The organism is Salibaculum griseiflavum (assembly GCF_003129565.1).
Lineage (GTDB): Bacteria > Pseudomonadota > Alphaproteobacteria > Rhodobacterales > Rhodobacteraceae > Salibaculum > Salibaculum griseiflavum.
Genome location: NZ_QETF01000001.1, coordinates 283073 through 298725 on the forward strand (window position 1 = coordinate 283073; position 15653 = coordinate 298725).

The 15653-nt window shown below is 65.0% G+C and carries 14 protein-coding genes; 5 read left to right on the plus strand and 9 right to left on the minus strand.

The window, feature by feature from the left end:
• Window positions 1-15 precede the first annotated feature (15 nt).
• The gene (locus DFK10_RS01575) at window positions 16-426 is read left to right on the plus strand and encodes a universal stress protein (RefSeq protein ID WP_109385877.1); all 411 of its coding nucleotides are present in this window, start codon (window positions 16-18) and stop codon (window positions 424-426) included.
• A gap of 105 nt (window positions 427-531) precedes the next feature.
• On the plus strand, window positions 532-1719 hold the full coding sequence (locus tag DFK10_RS01580) for a GSCFA domain-containing protein (RefSeq protein WP_109385879.1): 1188 nt from the start codon (window positions 532-534) through the stop codon (window positions 1717-1719).
• Window positions 1720-1829: 110 nt separating this feature from the next.
• On the opposite strand, the gene DFK10_RS01585 is transcribed toward DFK10_RS01580, so the two are convergent.
• The 5 genes from DFK10_RS01585 to DFK10_RS01605 all read right to left on the minus strand — a co-directional run bounded on the left by DFK10_RS01585 (window position 1830) and on the right by DFK10_RS01605 (window position 7242).
• Window positions 1830-2306, minus strand: a complete 477-nt coding sequence (locus DFK10_RS01585) for an Hsp20 family protein (RefSeq protein ID WP_109385881.1) — start codon at window positions 2304-2306, stop codon at window positions 1830-1832.
• Between the two features lie 130 nt (window positions 2307-2436).
• Window positions 2437-3249: a trypsin-like serine peptidase gene (locus DFK10_RS01590; protein ID WP_109385883.1), complete on the minus strand. Its 813-nt coding sequence runs from the start codon at window positions 3247-3249 to the stop codon at window positions 2437-2439.
• Between the two features lie 62 nt (window positions 3250-3311).
• A complete protein-coding gene (gene glcF / locus DFK10_RS01595; RefSeq protein WP_109385885.1) occupies window positions 3312-4625 on the minus strand; it encodes a glycolate oxidase subunit GlcF in 1314 nt (437 codons plus the stop codon).
• On the minus strand, window positions 4625-5743 hold the full coding sequence (locus DFK10_RS01600) for an FAD-binding protein (protein ID WP_408005555.1): 1119 nt from the start codon (window positions 5741-5743) through the stop codon (window positions 4625-4627). The genes glcF and DFK10_RS01600 overlap by 1 nt, the downstream gene beginning before the upstream one ends.
• A gap of 59 nt (window positions 5744-5802) precedes the next feature.
• Window positions 5803-7242 carry an FAD-linked oxidase C-terminal domain-containing protein gene (locus tag DFK10_RS01605; protein ID WP_109385887.1) on the minus strand — a complete coding sequence of 480 codons (1440 nt, stop codon included), beginning with the start codon at window positions 7240-7242 and terminating at the stop codon, window positions 5803-5805.
• A gap of 109 nt (window positions 7243-7351) precedes the next feature.
• On the opposite strand from DFK10_RS01605, the gene DFK10_RS01610 reads away from it, so the two are divergent.
• The 3 genes from DFK10_RS01610 to DFK10_RS01620 are packed head-to-tail and all read left to right on the plus strand — an operon-like array spanning window position 7352 to window position 8846.
• Window positions 7352-7762 (plus strand): CopD family protein, encoded by a 411-nt coding sequence (locus tag DFK10_RS01610; RefSeq protein WP_109385889.1) that lies wholly within the window; start codon window positions 7352-7354, stop codon window positions 7760-7762.
• Window positions 7762-8457, plus strand: a complete 696-nt coding sequence (locus DFK10_RS01615; RefSeq protein WP_109385891.1) for a DUF599 domain-containing protein — start codon at window positions 7762-7764, stop codon at window positions 8455-8457. The genes DFK10_RS01610 and DFK10_RS01615 overlap by 1 nt, the downstream gene beginning before the upstream one ends.
• Window positions 8458-8498: 41 nt before the next feature.
• A complete protein-coding gene (locus DFK10_RS01620) occupies window positions 8499-8846 on the plus strand; it encodes a hypothetical protein (RefSeq protein WP_109385893.1) in 348 nt (115 codons plus the stop codon).
• Window positions 8847-8880: 34 nt separating this feature from the next.
• On the opposite strand, the gene DFK10_RS01625 is transcribed toward DFK10_RS01620, so the two are convergent.
• Genes DFK10_RS01625 through DFK10_RS01640 form a run of 4 tightly spaced genes read right to left on the minus strand, consistent with a single transcriptional unit; the run spans window position 8881 to window position 15618 of the window.
• Window positions 8881-10956: a hypothetical protein gene (locus tag DFK10_RS01625; protein WP_109385895.1), complete on the minus strand. Its 2076-nt coding sequence runs from the start codon at window positions 10954-10956 to the stop codon at window positions 8881-8883.
• A complete protein-coding gene (locus DFK10_RS01630; RefSeq protein WP_109385897.1) occupies window positions 10953-13739 on the minus strand; it encodes a DUF4159 domain-containing protein in 2787 nt (928 codons plus the stop codon). The genes DFK10_RS01625 and DFK10_RS01630 overlap by 4 nt, the downstream gene beginning before the upstream one ends.
• Window positions 13739-14614 (minus strand): DUF58 domain-containing protein, encoded by an 876-nt coding sequence (locus DFK10_RS01635; protein ID WP_109385899.1) that lies wholly within the window; start codon window positions 14612-14614, stop codon window positions 13739-13741. Before DFK10_RS01635 ends, DFK10_RS01630 begins: the two co-directional genes overlap by 1 nt.
• A complete protein-coding gene (locus tag DFK10_RS01640; RefSeq protein WP_109385901.1) occupies window positions 14611-15618 on the minus strand; it encodes an AAA family ATPase in 1008 nt (335 codons plus the stop codon). Before DFK10_RS01640 ends, DFK10_RS01635 begins: the two co-directional genes overlap by 4 nt.
• Between the last annotated feature and the right edge of the window lie 35 nt (window positions 15619-15653).

Consider the following 15653-nt stretch of genomic DNA (forward strand, 5'->3'; position numbering starts at 1 on the left):
TTGAAAGGACATGCCATGACCCGCGAAACCAAGTTGATCCTGTGCCCGCTGAACCTCAGGCATATCAAGCATGACTATGCCGCCTACGAAGAGGCGGTCGAGATGGCGCAGCGGCGCGGGGCAAAGCTCATCGTGACCACGGTCGCCCCCGAGATCGAGCGCAACATGAACATCTACGACAGCGATGCCTATTGGGGCCAGGAGCTGCGCAAGTTCATCCAGGCGCATCCGGCCGAGGGAGTCGATGTGGAACTGATCGTGCGCAAGGGCGCGGTGCACCGCCAGATCGTGAAACTGGCGCGCGAACGCAAGGTCGACCTGATCGTGATGGAGGCCGCGAACCCCAAGATCCAGGACTACCTTCTGGGCACCACGGCCAGCCATGTCGTCGCCCATGCCTATTGTTCGGTCTACGTGGTGCGCTAGGGAATCACCTCGCGCCAAACGCGCGCGCCCCTCTTGCAGTGCCGCCCCTTGCCGCCCATCCTCTGACCAAACAAACAACAAGCGGCGGTGAAGGGTATCGAGCGGATGGCCAAGGACAGCGACACGATCGTTTCGGATGGCGGGCGCAATCATGCGCACCACCTGGATTTCCAGAAGACATCGAAAGACGGCAACGAGCATCACAGCTGGTTTCGCGGAGAACACACCAACAAGACCCCCAAGCTGGATCAGCTGTTCAGCGTGCAGGGGATGCGAGACTACGTCCTGCACGGTTTTCTGCCCGAAGAGCCACCGATCGACGAGGCCACGCAGATCACCGCCTTCGGGTCCTGTTTCGCGTCGAACATCTCGGGCTACCTGGCCCGGCGCAATTTCGCCGTGGCCGGACGCGAGGGGGACGACAACAACGCCTACGTGATCCGATGCGGCGAGGGGATGGTGAACACCTTCGTCATCCGCCAGCAATTCGAATGGGCCTGGGAGAACCGCACTTTCGAGGGCGAACTCTGGCATGGCTACAAGGCCGAGGCCTACGGTTACGACGAAGAGGTGCGAAAGGCGACCAAGGCCATCTTCGACCGCACCGACGTCTTCATCCTGACGCTCGGCCTGTCCGAGGTTTGGTATGACGAACCGACCGGCAACGTCTTCTGGCGCACCATTCCCAAGGATGTCTACGACCCCGAGCGGCACCGGTTCCGCGTGGCCAGCGTGTCCGAAAACAAGGACAATATCGCCGCGATCTGTGCGTTGATCCGCAAGCATCGGCCCGAGGCGAAGATCGTTCTGACCCTGTCGCCCATTCCCCTGATCGCGACGTTCCGCGATCAATCCTGCCTCGCCTCGAACGAAGTCAGCAAGGCAACGCTGCGGGTGGCGTTGGATGAATTCCTGCGCGAAAACCCCGGCGCGGCCTATTACTGGCCCTCCTACGAGATCGTCCGGCAAGTCTTTGATGGCGGCCTCAAAGAGGACATGCGCCATCCCGACCCGACCATCATCAATTTCATCATGAGCCTCTTCGAACTGACCTGGTGCAAGGACCGCGCCGACAAGGTTGATGTGAATACGCGGCTGGGCTTGGCCCATGTCGCCAGTGGCCGGATGCTGCCTTTCCTGGGGCGTATCCTGCGGCGTCGCGATACCGAGGCGCTTAAGGAGTTCATGGATCGCAAGAACGTCGCCAACAAGCTGGATGACGATTGCGAGGCCGCGGTGCGCGACTTGCTGGCCGAGATCGAAGCCGAGTGGGAGAGGGTCCCGAAAATTTGAGGACCGCATGATCCGGGTAGGCTGCCCGTGCCCTTGATGCAAAAGGGCCGAGGCAGGCGCCTCGACCCTTCACGAAGGAAACGGGCGGTGTGGGGCCGCCCACTTCGCGATCAGTTGACCTTGTCGGCCTCAAGCACGCCGGCACTGGTCGGCGCATCGGACTTCGCGATCTCGATCCGGCGCGGCTTCAAAGCCTCCGGCACTTCGCGCACGAGGTCCACGTGTAGCATGCCGTTCTCGTGGGTGGCTCCGGTCACGCGAACATGGTCGGCCAAGGTGAAGCGACGCTCGAACGCGCGCGTGGCGATGCCGCGATGCAGGAAGGTGCGGTCCTGCGCTTGGGCATCTTCGGATTTGCGGCCCGAGATAAGCAGCGCATTCTCGCGCAGCTCGACGTTCAGGTCCTCGTCGGAAAAGCCGGCGACCGCAACGGAAATCCGCCATGCGTCATCGTCGGTTTTCTCGATGTTGTAAGGGGGGTAGCTCTGGGTGCCGGCATCATTGGCCAGAACCCGGTCCATCATGTCGGCGATCTGGTCGAAGCCGACAGTGGCACGGTAGAGCGGTGCAAGATCGAAACGTGTCATGGGTCATCCTCCTTTGAGCGATAACAATATGTTGCGCCTTCCCGGCATGGGACAGGCAAGGACGCGGAACCCGGACTTGGCATTCCGCGAAAAAGAATTTGGGAAGGGCAAAGTGACGTTTCAAGGCCTGTCAGGGCCGGACGAACAACGCCCCCGTGTCCGACCGTTCACCCGGGCGCAAGACCCGCGCCTCGCCCGGTATCGTGTCGAAGACAGCTCTGCCCGTGGCCAGTTCCTGTCGCAGTATCCTCAGCGGGCGGGCAAGGTCCATGCCCAACGCGACCCGTTCGCCGTTCAGGTCGGCCATGGAGGACACGACGGATACCAACCGCATCACGCCCGCCTCGTCCCGGAAGATCGGCGCCCCCGAGGCGCCGAAGTCGATATCGCAATCCATGACAAGTGCCGGTCCCGCGGTGCCCAGCACGTTGCAGACCTTCTGAAGCGATGGATGCTCTGCACGATCCTTGGCATAGGACACGATTCCGACCTCGGTGCCGCGTCCGACCGTGCGGGATATCTCGAAGGGCTGGATGCGCGTGGTGCGAATGGGGTGGTCCAGTTCAAGCAGGGCAAGATCGGCGCTCACACGAGTAGCGTCGGGCGTTTCGGAGAATACGTAATCGGGGTGGATCACGGCGCGACGGACCCTGCGGCTTGCCTCTGCACGCCCTTCGCGCAGCCCGGCCCGAAATTCCAGATCGTTCAGCGCCTGTGCCTGCCCGGTGCGACGGCTGAACAGGCAATGGGCGGCGGTCAGGACCAGCTCGGGCGCGATGAGTGTGCCGGTGCAAAAACCACCTTCGGCCATGTCAATGCGCCCCACGGCCTCCCAGCCACGGGCATCGATCCCGTTGAGCAGGGGCTGCAGGCCGCTGTCCTGCGCCTGCGCCCCCGAAGCCAGGGCAAGGGCGGCCAAAAGGGCGAGTAGAGATTTCCGCATCGATCAAGGCCTTTTCGCTGGACTTAAGCGCATATCGCCCCGGTAGGGCAAGATTAAGGCGGTCAGCGTAGCTTGGGCACGGCCATGTCGGCAGCATTCAGCGCAGGCGGCTTCGGTCCACCCGTGGCCCAGTCGAGCAGTTCCACGGTGTGCACAACCGGTAGATCGGTGCCACCGCCGATCTGCATCATGCAGCCGATATTCCCGGCCGCGATCACGTCCGGGCGCACCGCTTCCAATGTCTGCACCTTGCGCTCCTTCAGCTGCTTGGAAATCGCGGGCTGCATCAGGTTATAGGTGCCGGCGCTGCCACAACACAGATGCGGGTCGGTGGGTTCGGCAACCGTGAACCCGGCCCGCTTCAGCAGGTCCTTGGGATAGGTCTTGATCTGTTGCCCGTGCTGCAGGGAACAGGCCGCGTGATAGGCAACGCTCAGCTCCGGCGCGCTGCCCGCAGGCAGGTCGAGATCCATCAGGACTTCACTGACATCCTTGGCGATGGCGCTGACCCGTGCGGCATCCTCGGCCAGGGGGTCATTGCGGAACATGTGGCCGTAATCCTTGACCGTCGTGCCACAGCCGCTGGTGTTTATGACAACCGCATCCAGCCCCTCTCCATCCAGCTCCGCCGCCCAGGCCCGGATGTTCTTGGCCGCCGTGGCATGGCTTTCGTCGGTCTTGCCCATGTGATGGGTCAGCGCCCCGCAACAGCCTGCGCCCTCGGCGACCACCACTTCGCAGCCCAGCCGGGTCAGCAGGCGGATCGTGGCGTCGTTGATATCGGTGTTCAGTGCGCGCTGGGCACAGCCGGTCATCAGCGCGACCCGCATCTTGCGCGGGGTCGCGGGCGCAAAGCTCTGCGGGTCGTCGTTGCGGCTGACCGGCGGAATCTGTTTCGGCGCCATTTCCAGCATGGCGCGCAGACGGGCATCTGGCATGAACCGCACGAAAGGCCGCCCGATCCTGGCCCCCAACAGGGCGATGCGGAACCGCATCGGGTAGGGCAGGATCTTTGACAGGACCCAGCGTAGCGCCCGGTCAGACCAGGGCCGGTCGTAGTGCCGTTCGATGTAGTCGCGGGCATGGTCGACAAGGTGCATGTAATGAACGCCCGAGGGGCAGGTCGTCATGCAGGCCAGACAGGACAGGCAGCGATCAATATGGGTGACGGTTTTCTCGTCCGGCACCCGCTCGTTTTCCAGCATGTCCTTGATCAGGTATATGCGGCCGCGGGGGCTGTCCAATTCATCGCCCAGCACCTGGTAGGTCGGGCAGGTCGCGGTGCAGAACCCGCAATGCACGCAAGCCCGCAGGATTTCGTTGGCGCGCGCGGTGCCGGGATCCTTCAACTGGTCTTCGGTGAATGTCGTCTGCATCAGCCCATGACCCCCGGGTTGAGAATGCCGCGCGGGTCGAATTTCGCCCGCAAGCCTTCGGACAGCCGTGCCACCACCGGGTTTTCCGGTTGGAACACGGGCAGGGCGCGGCGGGTGTCGTCGCTGGCGCGGATCAGGGTGGCATGGCCCCGGAATGTCCCGAGCTTGGCACGCAAATCGGCGCCCTCGGGCATCAACAGCCAGACCAACCCGCCCCCCCAATCGTAGCGCACCGCTTCCGCGCCGGATTTCGCCACAAGCGCGGGTGCGTCCGAGGGTTTGACCGAGAGCCGCCAGACATCACCATCCCGCCCCGCGAAATCGGTCACGTCGCGGATCGCGGCCCAGGTTTCGGCGGTGGCCGCCTTGCCGTGTGTTACGTCCGCTGTCCCGAACTGGGCGAGCAGGTCGGAAATCCGTCCGGCGCGATAGGCAACGGAGGTGGCGAACCCCTCGATCCGCAGGTATGTCGCGCCGGCCTCGGGGTCATGGGCGGCCCCGGATACCTCGAATGGCGATCCCAGCGCGGCGGACATTGCCCGTACCGCGTCGACATCGGAGAGGCCCGACAACGTCACCGTTGCCGCGTCGTCCACATCCGGCAAGACCTTGAGGGCCACTTCGGTCAGAATGCCCAATGTGCCGTAGCTACCCGCCATCAGCTTGACGAGGTCATAGCCGGTCACGTTCTTCATGACACGGCCTCCGTTCTTGAGGATCGTCCCGCGCCCATCGACGAAACGCACCCCCAACATGAAATCCCGGCAAGCCCCCACGGCGATCCGGCGTGGCCCGCTGGCATTGGTGGCGACGATGCCGCCGATGGTCGGGACGTTCTTCGTTCCAAGCAACGGGCGATGGTCGATCGGCTCGAACGGGAGCCGCTGGCCCTCTGCCTCCAGAGCCGCCTCGACGGCTGCGACGGGTGTTCCCGACTTCACCACGAGTGTCAGCGCACCCGGTTCGTACAATTCGATCCCGGTCAGCGCATCCGTCGACAGCGTGGCCCCCTCGACCGGCGTGCCGATGGGCCGTGTTCCACCGCCGACGATCCGCAGCGGCCCCTCGGCAGCGCGGATCGCCTCGGACAACTCTGCCTCGCTCGCTGGTGTGATCATTTTCTTTGGACTCCAAATATCCCGGGGGGAGGCCGTAGGCCGGGGGGCAGCGCCCCCTATCACGCGGCGGCAACCCTGTGCGCGGCGCTGGCCTCCAGCGGGAAGACCTTGGCAGGGTTCAGCAGCCAGGCGGGATCGAAAACATCCTTGACGGCCATCTGGGCGGCCAGGTCGGCCCTGGTATACTGCACGCCCATCAGGTCGCGCTTTTCGATGCCGACGCCATGCTCTCCGGTCAGGCACCCGCCCACTTCGACGCACAGTTTCAGGATATCCGCACCGAAGGCTTCGCATTTCTCCAACTCGCCGGGCGTGTTGGCATCGTAGAGGATCAGCGGGTGCATGTTGCCGTCGCCGGCATGGAACACGTTGCCGACGCCGAGGCCGTATGCCTTGGACATCTCGCCGATACGTCGCAGCACGTAGGGCAGTTCGCTGACCGGGATCGTTCCGTCAAGGCACATGTAATCGTTGATCTGACCCATGGCGCCGAAGGCCGATTTGCGGCCAAGCCAGATGCGGCCGGCCTCATCGGCATCCTTCGCTTCGCGCAGTTCGACAGGGTTGTGCTTGCTTGCGATTTGCTTGATCAGGCCAAGCTGTTCGTCGATCTCGGCCTCCGATCCCTCGACCTCAACGATCAGAAGTGCTTCGCACATCGGATAGCCGGCCTTGGCAAAGGCCTCGGTGGCCTCGATGCAGGGGCGGTCCATGAATTCGATGGCTACCGGCAGGACACCAGCCTTGATGATGTCGCTGACCACCTGGCCGGCGACCTCGTTGCTGTCATAGCCCATCAGGACGGGCCGTGCGCCTTCGGGCTTGCGCAGGATGCGCAGGGTGGCTTCGGTCACCACGCCCAACTGCCCCTCGGAGCCGCAGATCACGCCGAGAAGGTCCAGCCCCCCGGCATCCAGATGCGCTCCGCCGATCTCGGTCACCGTTCCGTCCATCATGACCATGGTCACACCCAGCAGGTTGTTCGTCGTTACCCCGTATTTCAGGCAATGCGCGCCGCCGGAGTTCATCGCGATGTTGCCTGCTATGGCGCAGGCCAGCTGGCTGGACGGGTCGGGCGCATAGAAAAAGCCGTCCGCCTCGACCGCACCGGTTACTGAAAGGTTTGTCCGGCCCGACTGCACCCGGATATAGCGGTCGTCGTAGCTCGTCTCGATCACCGCGTTCAGGCGAGCCGTTCCCAGTAGCACCGCATCCGCCGTGGGCAGCGCCCCCCCGGCCAGTGATGTGCCTGCCCCGCGCGGCACGACCGGCACGCCTTCCTCGTGGCAGATCTTGAGGACCGCAGAGACTTCCTCGGTGCTGGTGGGCAGCACCGCACAGAGGGGCGGGCACTTGTATGCGGTCAAGGCATCGCATTCATAGGCACGGACTTCGGGTCGCTCGTGGATAACCGCGCCGGTGGGCAAAACGGATTGCAGCCTCTCGACGATCCGCGCCTTGCGCGAGAGGATCGCCGCATCGGGGTCCGGCATCTGCATGGTTACGCCTCCGTCCATAATTGGTAATATTTCTATACCAAACTGAATCCCATAACAAGCACTGCCTATTTGGCTTGCGGGTGCCGCGCCGGGGCGGCAGTAATGGCCCATGGATTGGATCAAGGTCATACACCTGCTTTGCGTCATGGGCTGGATGGCGGGGATTTTCGTCGCGCCGCGCGGACTGATCTACTGGAAACGTGAATATGCCACGACGGGACAATTCGGCCCGGCCGGGGACCTGACCTTTCGCGTCTACCGGTTTTCGTTGGGCCTGGGCGTTCTGGCGGTGGCCACGGGGGTGATCCTGGCCTTTCACTGGAACTGGCAGGGCTGGGTCTGGGCCAAGCTGGCCCTGGTCGCGCTTCTGGCGGTTCACTACGGTTGGACCGGGCGCTTGGTGGCACGGGCCAAGCAGGGCCGCTTTGAAGAAAGCGAATTCTACCTGCGCGTCTTCAACGAGGTCAGCGTTCTTGGGACGCTTGTGGTGCTTTACCTGGTCGTGTTCAAGCCGTTCTGATGCCCGCAACCTTTGCCGATCTCGCCCCGCTTCTTACGCTTCTGGATCTCGCAGCGGTGCTGCTGTTGGTCGGCGGGGCCTGGATCATCGGCTGGCGTATCGAGCATCCGGCGTCCTCGCGCCCGTCTGTCACAGTGATGATGGCCGATCACCGGCTGGCGTGGATGCAGCGCTTTGCCGAGCGTGACAACCGGATCTTCGACAGCCAGATTCTCGCCAATCTGCGGCAGAGCACGACGTTCTTCGCCTCCAGTTGCTTGCTGGCGATCGGTGGTGTGCTTGCCCTGATCGGCAACGTCGAACCGCTCGCCGGCCTTGCCGAAGAGCTGCACGCGGATGCCGCACCAACGTTGCTTTGGCAGCTCAAGCTGGTGCTCGTCGCCTTGTTCCTCGCGCAGGCCTTCCTGCGCTTCGTCTGGTCCAACCGGGTTTTCGGGTATTGCGCGGTCCTGATGGGCGCCATGCCCAATGAACCCGACCACCCGGAAGTGCCCGCGATGGTGCAGCGGGCCACCCAGCTCAACGTGCGCGCCGCGATCAACTTCAACCGTGGCCTGAGAGCGATGTATTTCGCTTTGGGGGCGGCGGCGTGGCTGGTGGGGCCGATCCCGCTGATGGTGGCGTCCGTCTTCTCACTCTGGGTGGTCTGGAGCCGCGAATTCACCTCGATCCCCCGAGATATCCTGTCGCGATGATGTGACATGTGCGCGGCTGCCGATCTGCTAGGCTAGGAACCATGAGATTTGCCGTTGTCTGCCTTCTGGTTGCCACTCCGGTGTTTGCCGACCCGCCCTCGATCACCGATGCGACAGCGCGCGGGGTGGCGGGCGGCTGGACCTTTGCCGTGACCATCGCTCATCCCGATGCCGGCTGGGACCATTATGCCGATGGCTGGCGGGTGGAGCTGGACGATGGCACTATCCTGGGCACCCGTGTTCTGGCCCATCCCCATGTGAGGGAGCAGCCGTTCACCCGGTCCTTGTCAGGGGTTGAGATTCCGCCGGGAACGACAACGGTCTTCCTGCGCGCCAAATGTCTCGTCGATGGCTGGAACACCGAGACGACAGCGCTGGCCTTGCCCTGATCGCGGGCAACGAATTTCAAGAAATTCGTGTCGCCTAGCGACGCCCTTCGCGGAGCCAGGCTCCGACGATCAGAGTCGCCGCGATCAACAGGAAGGCCCAGGCCGGCAGGATCGGTGAAACGGTGATATCCGCTGTTCGGTAGGCCCCACGGGGCGTGATCCCGATCCAGCCATTGCCCGAGGCGGGCCGCCCGGCGCGGACGTCCCGCAGGTCGGGCAGCCCGTCGGAAATGGACAATACCCCGCCATTCACGGTGTCGATGACCGGCGCGATCTCTTCGCCGCTGGCGATGGTTTGCTCGAATTCCCGCGGTGCCGAGGGGCCAAGCGCGATCACGGTTTCCTCGTCCCCGTCAGTCAGACGATAGAGGCCGATTTCCGGGGCTTCCCACAGCGTTTCGAACCGACCAGGGCTGACTTGGTCAAGGTCGATCGTCGTCTCGGTCCCGTCGGGATGCGTGATCGTTACCGGGCCCACCTCTTCGCCAAGGGTGCGGCGGATGATGCGCATGGTCTGGCCGGTGGGCTCGACCCAGAGCGCCTCTTCCTCCAGTTCCGGTTCCTTCATCATCCAGTGGGCCAGCCGGCGCAGCAGTTCCAGTTGCGGCCCGCCCCCTTCGAAGCCGCGATTCCACAGCCAGGCATGGTCGGAACCCATCAGCGCCACGCGCCCCTCGCCGACCCTCTCCAACATCAGCAAGGGCTGGCCATCGACACCGCTCATGACGGTGGTGGCACCGGGTGTCGGCGTCACTTCAATATGACGGAACCAGCGACCCCAACCGGGGGTGCCGTCCGCAGCGTTGGGCAATGGGGCGAAATCAGTCAGGCCCTCGGTTACCGGGTGGCGCTCGCCCAGTTCGGTAAGGGTCGGGCGGAAACCCTGTTCATAGACCCGCGCCGTGGGATTGCCCGGCAGAACCGCCCCCAATGGCGAGCGGAAAAGGGAATCGGCGCTTGCGTAGTCCGGCCCGGCGGCGATCAGCACCGCGCCGCCGTTGCGCACGTAGGAGGCCACGTTGTCGAGATAGACCGAGGGCAGGATACCCCGTCTCTGGTAGCGGTCGAAGATGATCAGGTCGAATTCGTCGATCTTCTCGAGGAACAATTCGCGGGTCGGAAACGCGATCAGAGAAAGCTCATTGACCGGCACGCCATCCTGTTTTTCCGGCGGGCGCAGGATGGTGAAATGCACAAGGTCCACCGCCGAGTCCGACTTCAGCAGGTTGCGCCAAGTGCGTTCTCCCGGATGCGGCTCGCCAGAAACCAGCAGCACCCGCAGCCGGTCGCGCACGCCATTGATCTGGACAACGGCGGCGTTGTTGCGGTCGGTCAGTTCGCCCTCGGCCTCGGGCGTGGCGAATTGCAGGACGTTCATGCCGCCATGGGGTATGTCGATGGGCAGCTCGATGTCCTCGTTGACCGGCACCTGAAACTGCATCGGTTCGCCGCCATCAATGGCGATGGACAGGTCGACCAGCCCGGGGTCGGGCGCAGCGCCTTGATCCTCGACCCGCAGGGTCAGGGTGACGGGTTCACCGAGAATGGCGAAGCTGGGCGCGTTGCGCACGACAAGACGGCGATCCCAGTCATCGGCCTGGCCGGTCAACAGCGCGTGCAGAGGTGCGGGCAGGTCGGGTGGCGCATTGGCCAAGTCATGGGCGCGGCCATCGGTGATCAGGACCATGCCTGCCACGCGGGCGCGCGGCTCCTCGGCCAGGGCCTCGGACAGGGCCGTCATCAATTGCGTGCCACGGTCGCCTTCGCCATCTTCGAGCGTGACCACGCGCAGTTCCGTATTGCTGCGGCTGGCCACCTCGGCGCGCAGCTTCTCAAGCGCGGCCTGACTCTGGGCCGGGCGGTCCGCTATGCGCTGGCTGGCCGTTTCATCGACGACCGCGATGATGATGTCGGAAAGCGCCGCGCGTTGCTCGTTCTGGAGCGAGGGGTTGGCGATGGCGGCCAGCAGAACCAGCGCGGCCAGCGCCCGGAGCGCCCAACCCGCCAGCCGCCTCCAGACGGCGATTACAAGCGCCAATCCGGCCAGTGCGGCCAGGCCGTAGATCAGCGCCAGCGGAATCAAAGGGTCCAGAAGGATCTGTCCGGTCATTGGCCCAACCTGTCCAGAAGTGCGGGCACATGCACCTGGTCGGATTTGTAGTTTCCGGTCAGCACATGCATGATGAGGTTTACGCCGAACCGCATGGCGATCTCGCGCTGGCGTTCCCCGGCCATGCCGCGCCCGATCGGCACCAGCGGGTTGCCGGTCTCATCGGTTGCCCAGGCGGCTGCCCAGTCGTTTCCGCCGATCACCACCGGCGTTACCCCGTCATTGAGATCGCGGAACGGCATGCCTTCGGCGGCCTGGGCATCGGCCGGCGCCGCTTCGACCCAGACATCCCGGCTGGCATGGCGGCCCGGGAAATCCTGCAACAGGTAGAAGGTGCGGGTAAGGACGTGATCTTGCGGGATCGGTTCCAGCGGCGGGATGTCCAGTCCGCGCGCGATGGCTTGCAGGCGTTGGCCTTCCGGGCTGGAAGAGCCAAAGCGCGCAAGGTCCGCATCGCGGGTGTCGAACAGGATCATGCCCCCCGAACGGAGGTAACGGTTCAGCTTGGCATAGGCCTCGCGGCTGGGCAGGTCCTGGTCGGCAGTGACGGGCCAGTAGAGGAACGGGAAGAACGCCAACTCGTCGGTTTCCGGGTCGATACCCATGGGCATGGCCGGCTCGATCGAGGTGCGTTGGAACAAGATGTTCGATAGCCCGTAAAGGCCGGCCTCGGACATTTCGTCGACGCGGGGGTTGCCGGTCTGCACATAGGCCAGCACCACGTTCGAGGTGGCGGCCACGGCGAATTCCTCGGGCACCGGTGCCGGGCTTTCGGCCTCTTGTGCCTGCGGTGGGGTCGGCAGCCCGGCCATGGCGAGGACGACAATGGCTGCGGTCACCCCGGCGCGGGGGCCGCGCAAGCGCCCCGACAGGGCCAGCGCAGCCAGGATATCCAGCATCAGGAGCACCAGCGCCGCCCCTAGCAGCCACCCCTTGAGCGGCGTTTCACGGACCACGTCCAACCCTTCGACGGGGATGCGGGCCGGCCAGGCGGTCGCCGAAAGCGTGCTGTCGGCGTTCAGGACGTTGACCGCGATGCGGCGGTCCTCTCCGGCATAAAGCCCCGGCGGCATGTCCGCGGCGGGCGTCATCTGCGCCAGGCGTGCGCCGTCCACACCCGGAAGCGCGCCCGCATCCTGAAGCACGCCAAAGGCATCGAGCACGTCCTCGGGCATCCAGCTTGTTCCTTCCATCGCCTCCATGTCCGGCATGGCGGGCCGTGTCGAAACCGCCAGGCGTTCCAGCATTTGCACGAACAGGCCCGACAGTGGCAGGGTCGACCATTCGGCATTGGCGGTGACATGAAACAGGACGATCCGGCCCTGCCCGGTGTCCTTGCGGGTAACCAACGGCGTGCCATCGGCCAGCCCGGCGATGACACGGTCGGCCAATGTCGGGTCGGGCTGGGCGATGACCTGGGCGTTGACGGCGACATCGTCGGGGATGGCGAGCCCGAAAAAGGGGCTGTCCGCGTCGAAGGGGGCCAGTGCCTTGGGCTCTCCCCAACTCATGGCACCCCCGATGGATCGGCCGCCGACGCGCAGGCGCACGGGCATCAGCGGGTCCTCGGCGTCCCGGCTGACATCGCTGGCGGCCAGGCGTGGCCCGGCAAAACGCACCAGCAGGCCGCCGGCCTCGACCCAGGTTTGGAGGTCCTGGCTTTCGAGTTCCGACAAAGTTGCGACATCGGCCAATATGATCACATCGGGATTGGCCAACAGGACATCCGACAGCGTGCCATCGACAAGATCCGCAGAGGGGGTCAGGGCCTGTCGCAGGTAGTGCAGCGGATCCAGAAGCTCCAGCCCCTCGCGGTCGTTGCCCCCTGACAGCAGCGCAACCTCGCGCCGCTTGAGCGCGTCATCCGTCAGCGCCACGGCCCCGGCGGACGACAGGCCTTGAACCTCGAACCGCGTAATGCGGTTTCGCAGCTCCGGTGGTAGCGACAGGTCCAGTGTCGCGGCCTTGGCATCTGGTTCGAATATCACCCCTTCGCTGGCCAGTCGCCGCTCGACGCCAGCCGGGTCCAGGCCGATGGCATCAACACGGATCTCCGTATCAGGCCCGGTTTGCGCCCGCAGTGCTTCGATGGAGATTGCGCCGTCCTCGTAGCGCGGCGGTTTGAGTGCGAAGACCGGGCGTGGGCTTTCGAATATTCGGACCGAACCGCGGTTTTCCAGCGCCGCCAAAAGAACGGCGCGCGAGTCGCGGGACACGCCATCCGACAGCCAGAACGTGTCGAAATCGCCCGAAAGCGTGGCGGCCCAGGCGGCAATCGCAGCCGGGTCAGGGTCATGCGGGCGCGGCACAAGCCCCGCGACGCCCTGCGCCACGGCCTGCGCATCCTGAAAGACCGGACCCTCCGCAGGCAAATCCGTCAGCTGCACAAGCGCTGCCGGGCGTCCATCGCTCGCCGCGTTGTCCAATGCGGCCTCGATCCGGTCGAGGCGACGCGGCCAGTCGCGGGCGTCGGCCCAGGTGCCATCGACCAGCACCAGAAGGGGGCCGCTGCCCGGTTGGTCGTCCTGCGGGTTCAGGACCGGCCCGGCGAAACCGGTGATGACGGCGGCAACAGCCAGCATCCTGAGAAGCAGCAGCCACCACGGTGTGCGGTCGGTCTGGCTTTCGTCATCCGAAAGGCCCAGCAGCAGGGTCACGCCGGGGAAACGCCTCCGGAGCGGCGCGGGCGGCACGGCCCGCAACAGCAGCCACAGGATCGGCAAGGCGATCAGCCCCAGCAGAAGCCAAGGTGCCCCGAACGCGATTGGATCCAAGGACCACATCAGCTGCGCCGCTCCAGCGCGGAATAGAGCCAGAGCAGCGCCGCGCTTGCGCTGTCGCCGGTGTGGTGGGTGTGGAATTGCCAGCCGCTGAGGCGGGCCAGTTCGGCCAAGCGGTCCTTGCGACGGGCCAGACGGTCGAGATACCGGTCACGCAGGTCGGCGGCCTTCAGCGTCTCATGCCGCATCGCGCCGGTCATGCTTTCGAAGATCGTGCGCCCATCGAAGGGAAAGGCCTCTTCCGCCGGGTCCAGAACCTGGACAAGCGCCCCCCGAATATCGCGGTCGGCTGCCTCGGACAGGGCCCGCTCCACGGCGTCGATATCGCCGAGAAAATCCGACACGAAGACGGCGCGGGAATGATGCAGCATCCCGTCGGCCACCGGCGCACCGAAATCGTCCGTGTGATCCTCGGACAGAAGCGCCGCCATCTGCGCGGCCTGCGCCTCGCCTCGTTTCGGAGGCAGCAGCCCGCCGGTCAACCCGACCCGTTCGCCGCCGCGCAGCAACAGGATCGCCGAGGCCAGCGCCAGCACGCGGGCCCGGTCCGCCTTGGAGGGCAGGTCATCGCGAGAGGCATAGGACATCGAGGCCGACTGATCGACCCAGACCTGAACCGACTGGGCGATCTGCCATTCCTTGTCCTGCACGAACTGATTGTCCGACTTGGCGCTGCGGCGCCAGTCGATATGGCGGCGTTCGTCGTGATACTGCGCAGGTCGGTATTGCCAGAATGTATCGCCCAATCCCGCGCGCCGGCGGCCATGGTCGCCCACGATAACGGTCGTGGCCAGATGCTCGGCTTCGGCCAGAAGCGGCGGCAACGGCGCGGCAAGCGCCTCGGCCCCGCTGCGCAGGGTGAGCGGCCGTTCGGTCACGCGGCGGCCTCGACCTTCGTCACCTGATCCGCGACCTGGGAAATGACGTGACCCAGGCTTTCGCCGCGCGCGCGGGCGGCAAAGGACAACGCCATGCGGTGTGTCAGAACCGGCGCGGCCATACGGTGCACATCTTCGGCGCTGGGCACGAGGCGGCCATGCAGCAATGCCTCGGCGCGGACGGTCAACATCAGCGCCTGCGCGGCGCGCGGCCCCGGCCCCCAGCTGACCGTGTCGCGCACGATCTGGGGGGCGCTTTCGTCATCGGGGCGACATGCGCGCACAAGGTCCAGGATCATCTCGACCACGGCTTCGCCCACAGGCATCCGCCGCAGCAGCGTCTGCGCGTTCAGAAGATCCTGCGCGGAAAAGACGTTGCTGGCCTCGGACTCTTCCACGCCGGTCGTGGCCAGCAGGATGTCACGTTCGGTGTCACGGTCGGGGTAAGGCACGTCGATCTGCACAAGGAACCGGTCAAGCTGTGCCTCGGGCAGGGGATAGGTGCCTTCCTGCTCGATCGGGTTCTGCGTGGCCAGCACGTGGAACGGCACGCCAAGGGCGCGATGTTCGCCCGCAATCGTCACTTCCCGTTCCTGCATCGCCTGCAAAAGGGCCGACTGAGTCCGCGGGCTGGCGCGGTTGATCTCATCCGCCATCAGCAGCTGGCAGAAGATCGGACCTTCGATGAATTTGAATGTGCGCGATCCGTCAGCGCCGGTTTCCAGCACCTCGGAGCCGAGGATGTCGGCCGGCATCAGATCGGGCGTGAACTGGATGCGATTGCCCGACAACCCCATCACCGTTGACAGCGTATCCACGAGCCGGGTCTTGCCAAGGCCGGGCAGGCCGATCAGAAGGGCGTGCCCGCCACAGAGCAAGGCCGCGAGCGTCAGGTCGACAACGCTATCCTGGCCGATGAACCTGTTGGCAATAGACGCCCGGGCAGTGGCCAGCTTGTCCCCAAGCGCGTCCATCTCGGCGACAAGCTGTGCGTCATCGGCCATGGCAAAATCTCCTTCGAAGACTATATTTCATTGCA

Coding starts and splice junctions, on each gene's coding strand:
- DFK10_RS01575 (WP_109385877.1), top strand. CDS start 16: ATGACCCGCGAAACCAAGTTGATCCTGTGCCCGCTGAACCTCAGGCAT.
- DFK10_RS01580 (WP_109385879.1), top strand. CDS start 532: ATGGCCAAGGACAGCGACACGATCGTTTCGGATGGCGGGCGCAATCAT.
- DFK10_RS01585 (WP_109385881.1), bottom strand. CDS start 2,306: ATGACACGTTTCGATCTTGCACCGCTCTACCGTGCCACTGTCGGCTTC.
- DFK10_RS01590 (WP_109385883.1), bottom strand. CDS start 3,249: ATGCGGAAATCTCTACTCGCCCTTTTGGCCGCCCTTGCCCTGGCTTCG.
- glcF (WP_109385885.1), bottom strand. CDS start 4,625: ATGCAGACGACATTCACCGAAGACCAGTTGAAGGATCCCGGCACCGCG.
- DFK10_RS01600 (WP_408005555.1), bottom strand. CDS start 5,743: ATGATCACACCAGCGAGCGAGGCAGAGTTGTCCGAGGCGATCCGCGCT.
- DFK10_RS01605 (WP_109385887.1), bottom strand. CDS start 7,242: ATGCAGATGCCGGACCCCGATGCGGCGATCCTCTCGCGCAAGGCGCGG.
- DFK10_RS01610 (WP_109385889.1), top strand. CDS start 7,352: ATGGATTGGATCAAGGTCATACACCTGCTTTGCGTCATGGGCTGGATG.
- DFK10_RS01615 (WP_109385891.1), top strand. CDS start 7,762: ATGCCCGCAACCTTTGCCGATCTCGCCCCGCTTCTTACGCTTCTGGAT.
- DFK10_RS01620 (WP_109385893.1), top strand. CDS start 8,499: ATGAGATTTGCCGTTGTCTGCCTTCTGGTTGCCACTCCGGTGTTTGCC.
- DFK10_RS01625 (WP_109385895.1), bottom strand. CDS start 10,956: ATGACCGGACAGATCCTTCTGGACCCTTTGATTCCGCTGGCGCTGATC.
- DFK10_RS01630 (WP_109385897.1), bottom strand. CDS start 13,739: ATGTGGTCCTTGGATCCAATCGCGTTCGGGGCACCTTGGCTTCTGCTG.
- DFK10_RS01640 (WP_109385901.1), bottom strand. CDS start 15,618: ATGGCCGATGACGCACAGCTTGTCGCCGAGATGGACGCGCTTGGGGAC.